The organism is Aquidulcibacter sp. (assembly GCF_020253525.1).
Taxonomy (GTDB): Bacteria; Pseudomonadota; Alphaproteobacteria; order Caulobacterales; family Aquidulcibacteraceae; genus Aquidulcibacter.
Genome location: NZ_JADCBK010000155.1, coordinates 25,918 through 32,412, shown reverse-complemented (window position 1 = coordinate 32,412; position 6,495 = coordinate 25,918). Strand labels below are relative to the sequence as shown.

General features: G+C 53.9%; 6 protein-coding genes. 3 read left to right on the top strand and 3 right to left on the bottom strand.

Going from position 1 to position 6,495, the window contains the following annotated elements; all coding sequences use genetic code 11:
- A partial coding sequence (locus tag IOB61_RS15710) for a DUF4386 family protein (RefSeq protein WP_290818754.1) occupies positions 1-443 on the bottom strand: 443 nt, incomplete at its 3' end.
- Positions 444-620: 177 nt separating this feature from the next.
- Here IOB61_RS15710 and IOB61_RS15705 point away from each other — a divergent pair.
- A complete protein-coding gene (locus tag IOB61_RS15705) occupies positions 621-1,259 on the top strand; it encodes a TetR/AcrR family transcriptional regulator (RefSeq protein ID WP_290818752.1) in 639 nt (212 codons plus the stop codon).
- A 25-nt stretch (positions 1,260-1,284) separates the two neighbouring features.
- Here IOB61_RS15705 and IOB61_RS15700 read toward each other — a convergent pair whose 3' ends face one another.
- Positions 1,285-1,905: a TetR/AcrR family transcriptional regulator gene (locus tag IOB61_RS15700; protein ID WP_290818750.1), complete on the bottom strand. Its 621-nt coding sequence runs from the start codon at positions 1,903-1,905 to the stop codon at positions 1,285-1,287.
- A gap of 194 nt (positions 1,906-2,099) precedes the next feature.
- On the opposite strand from IOB61_RS15700, the gene IOB61_RS15695 reads away from it, so the two are divergent.
- Positions 2,100-2,594, top strand: a complete 495-nt coding sequence (locus IOB61_RS15695; RefSeq protein ID WP_290818748.1) for a YkgJ family cysteine cluster protein — start codon at positions 2,100-2,102, stop codon at positions 2,592-2,594.
- Positions 2,595-2,869: 275 nt separating this feature from the next.
- On the top strand, positions 2,870-4,072 hold the full coding sequence (locus IOB61_RS15690) for a site-specific integrase (protein WP_290818745.1): 1,203 nt from the start codon (positions 2,870-2,872) through the stop codon (positions 4,070-4,072).
- 278 nt (positions 4,073-4,350) lie between these two features.
- Here IOB61_RS15690 and IOB61_RS15685 read toward each other — a convergent pair whose 3' ends face one another.
- Positions 4,351-6,495: a TonB-dependent receptor gene (locus IOB61_RS15685; RefSeq protein WP_290818743.1), complete on the bottom strand. Its 2,145-nt coding sequence runs from the start codon at positions 6,493-6,495 to the stop codon at positions 4,351-4,353.

Genomic DNA, 6,495 nt, shown 5'->3' with positions numbered 1-6,495 from the left:
GTGCGAGCGAGGCTTGGGATAACAAACACCCAGCGCCATAGGCCCATGGCTTGGGTCAAGCCTGCCAAAGCCCCGGCGATCGCCGCCCCAATGGCAAGGCCTGTATAATGGTGCAGGCGATGGGCGATTAAGGAAACAGCCATGGCAAATGGCATGAGTGCGAGGGCGATTACCGCAAAGGCATGCCAGGTTAAAATCAATGACGCCCCGCCTTTGGCAAACAAATCCAGCGCATCATAAGCAGAGCCGCGCAATACATCTGGATAATTATAGGTCATCGCCAAGACGGTATAGGGAATGTTGAACGCAATCGCCAAAGCAATCGCCGATAGGCCCAAAACCATGTGGCGTTGTGCGGGGCGGGTTGCCACGGCGCTGTTCAAAGGCTGGGGGTCAAGGTCAAAACTTTGAACCGCTTTAGGCATGTCTGTGTGCATGTTCATGACTGTTTCTCTCCTGTCGGAGACCTGATGTCTCCAAGTGGTGACAATCTAATATCACCATGCAGTGACATGCGCAAGAGAAAAAGTCACCGCCCGGTGATATTTTTGTAGCTTTTTTCATGAAAATCAGCCAAGATCAAAATGACCAAGTTCAAACTACTGTTTTTATGGAATAAAATGGAAGACCTTGCCACAGCCATCGGCCAAACTGAAGTGCCTGCCCGTCGGCGCGACCGTGTTGCGCGCGCGCAGACGATCATTTCTGCTGCAAAAGAAATCCTATCTGAAAGCGGATTTGATGGGTTTGGAATCAATTCCATTGCGCGGCGCGCAGGCTGCGACAAGCAACTCATCTACCGCTATTTTGAGGGCCTAGAGGGGCTGGCCGAAGTGATCGGCACCGAGATTGCGGATGAATTAAGTGCCGAGCTTGAAACCTTCAGCCGAAAAGAAGCCCCCAAGAGTTATGGTGATTGGGTTGAACCTCTGGCAATCGGCTTACTGAACCTCTTTCGGTCCAATCTAATCATTCAAAAGATTACAGCATGGGAGCTTGCCTCCCCTTCCCGCCTAACCCGCATTATGGCCGAGGCACGCGCCAAACGTATGAATGCTTGGATGGTGAGTTTACGGGGCGAGATGAAGCATCCCGAGGGCCTAGATGTCGGTGCTCTGAATGCCATCATCATCGGTGCTGTCCAGCATCTGGCAATATCGGCCACAGCCTTTGGGTCACAAGCAGGCCTATCCTTGGCCACTGATGCCGATTGGCTGCGCGTTGAGGCGGCTCTGCGTCATTTCGTGCGAAGCGCCTGATGTAGGGCGCAGAAGTAACAGGCCCCTAGGCTGGGGCATAAATCGCTTTGACCATGGAAGACAGCGCCGCGCGAACCCGCTCCCAATCAGCTTCAGAATGAAGCGGCAGGCCCGCAAAACTGGCGGTGGAGGCAGAAGACAGCACAAGCTGTTGCGTACTGGCGATCAGGATTGCATTGATGGCCGGCGCATCAACATGCGTCGGAACCGGCAACGCACCGCGAACACGAACGATCCAGGCACCCAATTTTTGACCACGCTCGTGACTCATGCGCCGGGTAAGGTCACATGGTCCTGTCATTTCCCACGCGATAATTTGCTGCATAATGCGGTCACGACGCAGGACTTCCAGCAAGGCCAGCAAAAGATGCTCCATCAGCCCGGCATAAGAGCTAAACTCGCTTGGATTGGTCATGCTCGACAAATCTTGTTCAAGCCGATTGGCCAATTCAATCCCGACGGCATCGGCAAGGCCTTCAAGCCCCTGAAAATAACGATAGATAAGCTGCTTGTCGCAACCCGCTTGCCGGGCAATGGCATTAATGCCAAAGCCATCGCGGCCACTTTCGGCCAGCAACGTCATCGCAGCTTGGAGAATTCGGCGTTGAGTCTCCGCGGCATTTCTCGTTTTTTGCTCTGTCGTCATGCTGAATCTTCCCAAACAATCTGTTTAGGCCGCCACCGCACGACTTGTCGATACCTGCCAGAGCGGTAGCCAGTCGACATCTTTAGAGGGCCAAGCCACGCGCAGTTTTCGGGGCAAATCTCAACACAATGTTCAGTTTGTGACTGTATGGTCACCTATCAAAATGACTCTGCGAGGTTTTAGGAGATACGCGCGTGTCAAACCCATGTTTGAAATGCCCAACCAATCAGAGCTGCTGTCGTGAACTTCATGGCCTCAAGATAAATGAGGCAGAATACACCCGGCTGTTCGAGGGCAAGACGGAGCATTTGACCGTCGCGCGCAAGGGCAAACTATATGAGCTCTCCTCCAATGGGAATGGGCCCTGCCCGAATTGGGACCAGCAGTGCCAAGTCTATGGCAATCGACCTATGGACTGTGACCTCTATCCCTACACGATCGGCAATGTGTTTGAAGGAAATGGCGAGGTCTATGCAACTTATCATAGCCGGACCGAATGCCCGTTGACGACCGAGCTTTTGGGGCCCCGCGAAAAGGCCGAAGCTCTGATCTGGAATTTCCTAAAAGAAACCTATGGCGAAAATACCAAGATCACGGTTCGCTATGATGAAGGCGCCGCACGCGTCTATCATTTAGCCCGCAGGGCAGCCGCCAAGGCAAAAAGATTGCTGAGCGGGACCACCAGCTAATCGGATCTGAAAACGACCCGCGTCACGCGCTGTGTCGTGGGACAGCCTTGTCTGTGGCTTAATCGGTCGAACTGGCGGACAGAGAGACCCGAAAAAGTGTCCGCCAAATCGTTTCAAAAGTGCTCGATTTTTCGCTAATTATCTGATATATTGAATTTTCTTGTCGGAGGAGTATGGCGGACCGTTTCGAAGTGTTTCGTTCTATGGCCTCCATAATGTGGGTATTTTGTGGGTACGGACATGCAAGTATTCAATTGTCTCTCGGATGAAGTGTCATGCCGGGGTTGAGAAACAAACTTAAAGCGGCATCGCTTAAATCCATTTCTGAGCCAGGCAAGCACGCAGATGGTGGTGGCCTCTATTTGCAAGTGACCAAGCATCCAGTCGCCGGCCATGTGCGGAAGTCATGGATTGTACGGTATCGCGCTGCGAATGGAAAAATGCGCGAGATGGGCATCGGCAGCTTTGAAGATGTCAGCCTGGCAAACGCACGCGAGAAGGCGGAGCGCATTCGCTATGAAGTCCGCGAGGGCAATGATGCTGTCGAAGTTCGTGCTGAAGCCAAGCAAGAAGCGATACGCAGTCGTGCGGCTGCGATGACTTTCGCGCAGTGCGCTGAGGCCTATCTAAACGCCCACCAAAGCAGTTGGAAGAATGAGAAACATCGAGCCCAATGGAGCTCGTCGTTACAAGCTTATGCCTATCCAGTCTTTGGCGATGTGGCCATTCAGGATATCAATATCGGTATGGTCATGAAGGTGCTTGATCCAATCTGGGAGACCAAGACCGAAACGGCCAGCCGCGTTAGAGGGCGTATCGAAAACATCATCGATTGGGCAACTGTCCGGGAATATCGCACAGGCGAGAACCCTGCCCGCTGGCGTGGCTATTTAGAAAAGGCCCTGCCTGCCCGCAACAAGACAAAAAAGGTAAAGCACTTCGCTGCCCTCCCGATCGATGAATTCCCAAAATTCATGAAGCACTTGAGGGCGCAAACCGGGGTAGGTCCCCTCGCCTTCCAATTTGCCATTCTGACGGCGACCAGAACCGGTGAAGCGATTGAAGCGCGCTGGGATGAAATCGACCTCGAAGATCAGTCATGGACAATTCCCGCAGCTCGCATGAAGGCTGGCCGAATCCATCGCGTGCCACTTTCTGCGGCCGCTCTCTTGGTATTGAAGAAAGTCCGCGGACTTGACCCCGTCGTCGTTTTCCCTGGTCAGCGGTACGGGAAGTCAATCTCGAACATGGCGTTCCTGATGACGCTTCGTCGCATGGGTCGCACAGACGTAACGCCCCATGGCTTCCGGTCCACTTTTCGAGACTGGGCGGCTGAACGCACCGACTTCCAAAACGAAGTTGCAGAAGCGGCCCTCGCCCATGTTATCTCGAACCAAGCAGAAGCGGCCTATCGGCGTGGGGATTTATTTGAGAAGCGTCGTGCACTCATGGAAGCTTGGGCTAAGTTTGGGGGTTAGGGTTGGGAAGTCGACTAACTTCGACTGCGACCATGAAGTTGGACGATAGGATTTGCCTTTCCATATAATCAATTGCCGCATCTTTTCAGTTAAAAAATGTAGCCAATTATAGAGAGCTGGCTCAGCGGATCGCGCGCTACAAAAATCGCTCCGAATTGAATTCCATTGGTCAGTTCGACAGTTCGTCGTCGCATGAGTTACACTTTGCTTTTGGATTTCTCCTGCTGGATATCCCTGTAATCCGCGTCTTAATGTCGATGTGGTTGAGACAAGCTTATCTAAAGGATCAGGCGCACGCCTATGACCGTTTGGCGGGGCGGGCCGGCGAACATGCCATCGGTTCGTGTCGACAAATAGCGCTTATCAAGCACATTGTGGCTTGTGAGATAGACTTCCCAATTTGCCGTTCCCGGTCGATAAGTCAGCCCTAAATTCACAAGGCTATAGCTCGGAATCAAACCTAGTGTGCCGTCGCTAGATTGGGTGATCGTATTGCGCGCGTCGGCATATTGCGCACCTACCTGGCTGGCGCTGAGTGTGAAGCCTAAGCCATTTTCCGTCACAGCGCCGAAGGTAATGTCGCCAAGCCACCTTGGTGCATAGGGAATGCGATTGCCGCGCACATTTCCGCTGCCTTCGCCAACCGCAGTATCAAACTGAGCCTTAACCAGATGGGTGACCGAGATCGAGGCCCAAGGCTTCCAGCTTGGCCCCATCCACAGGGGTAGGTCGTGGCGCAAATAAAGTTCAGCACCAGCATGAGTTGCCGCGCCCGCATTGACCAAAGTTCCGCTTGGCATGCCAAGCAACGGTCCCGCGACGATCAATTCCTGAAAATCAAGCCAAAAAGCGGTTGCTTCCAGTTTGCTCTGCGGTCCTAAACCAAGGCGCATGCCAAGCTCATAATTTGTGCTCTCCTCGGGTCGTACCTGATTGGCCGGCGCAAGTGGATCAACGTCCCGGTCCGGGCGGGGCGGCGCAAATCCTTGGTGGACGCCTGCAAAGACCTCAAACCCATCACGCACCGTCCAATTGAGCCCCAGCCCAGGGAGGGTCAAGGATTGATCCGAGGAGGCCGCCAAATTGCGTTCGACAAAATTCGCAACGACGGATTTATTGGTAGTCTCAATATGCTCGTGTCGCACCCCGAGGCTCAAGTTGAGTCTCCCAAGCTGTAGAATGGATTGGGCATAGAGGGACACGGTATCGGCTTGGATAAGGTTCCAATCCCGCAACAAGGTCCCTGGGCTGGTTTCGCGCGCATTTGGCGTAAGGCCGTTATATCTGCGACGATCCGCGTCTTCGCGGTGGAAGCGGACACCGAGTAGCGTTGTGAGATCGTGGCCGCCGACTTTGTTGGCGATGGTGATTTTGGATTCGATCCCTGCAAAGGAAAATTGCCGGGGCCGCATTTTATTGCCGCAACGTGCAGCAAAATTCTCATAATCTAGGCGGGCGGCACCGTCACACCCGTTGGAGGGATTGGCGGTCATGCTGTCAATGGACGTATCGGTTTGCCGATAGGAGGCTCTAAACGTCTCTGCGCCATAGATTTGCGTGTTGAGACTGATCCCCTTGGACAAAGCAGCATCATAGCGCAGCTGAATTGCCGTTCGGGTCAGGTCAAAATGATCCTGGCTGAACGGGTTGGCAAACGGATTTTGGGCATAGCGCGCTGCTGTAAGCCCTGCCTCAGTCAGAGCTGTATCTTCGACAAAATGGGTAAAGCGGGCGGTTAAGGTCTGGCCTTCATCGAGGCGGACGCGGGCCTTAAGCGCAACATCTGAAAAGCGGGTAGAATGCTCATCACGCGTGCCATCGCTAGCCTTCTGAATAACATCTAAGCGCGCACCGCCTTGCTCATTACCGGCACCCAGCGTCAGATGGCCAGAGTAGAAGTTGCGCGTTCCGACGGAGAGATCGAGTTCACCTGTGGCGCGATCTGGCACTGGCTTTGTGATAAAATTGATCATGCCGCCCAGACTTTGTGGGCCATAGAGGATCTCACCGGAGCCCTTGAGAACTTCGATGCGCTCAATGCGCTCAAAGGGCGGCACATAATGTGCGGACGGCTCTGAATAAGGTGCCGGCTGGATCGGCATCCCATCCTCTAACAAGAGGGTTCTGGCAGAGCGACGTGGCGTTAGGCCGCGTACAGAGATATTCACCTTAAGACCAAACAGGTCTTCGCTGACGACTTGAATGCCCGGCACGGGCCGCAGTAAATCCGCAACTGAGATGGGTGCCAGTCGGCCTAAATCCGCTGAAGAAACCTCAAAGGCCGATCCGGGCAGTCGGGACTTATCCTTCAAGATACTGCCCGTCACAATGACGGTTTCTACCTCCTCGGCCTCTACCGAACTGCCCATCAAGACAGTCAATGCGCAGAGACCCAGGGCGGCAAAACGTCCAGCCGACGTCAT

Bases quoted from the DNA above. Each gene is read 5' to 3' on its own strand.
- IOB61_RS15685 (WP_290818743.1), bottom strand. From the start codon at position 6,495: ATGACGTCGGCTGGACGTTTTGCCGCCCTGGGTCTCTGCGCATTGACT.
- IOB61_RS15705 (WP_290818752.1), top strand. From the start codon at position 621: ATGGAAGACCTTGCCACAGCCATCGGCCAAACTGAAGTGCCTGCCCGT.
- IOB61_RS15700 (WP_290818750.1), bottom strand. From the start codon at position 1,905: ATGACGACAGAGCAAAAAACGAGAAATGCCGCGGAGACTCAACGCCGA.
- IOB61_RS15690 (WP_290818745.1), top strand. From the start codon at position 2,870: ATGCCGGGGTTGAGAAACAAACTTAAAGCGGCATCGCTTAAATCCATT.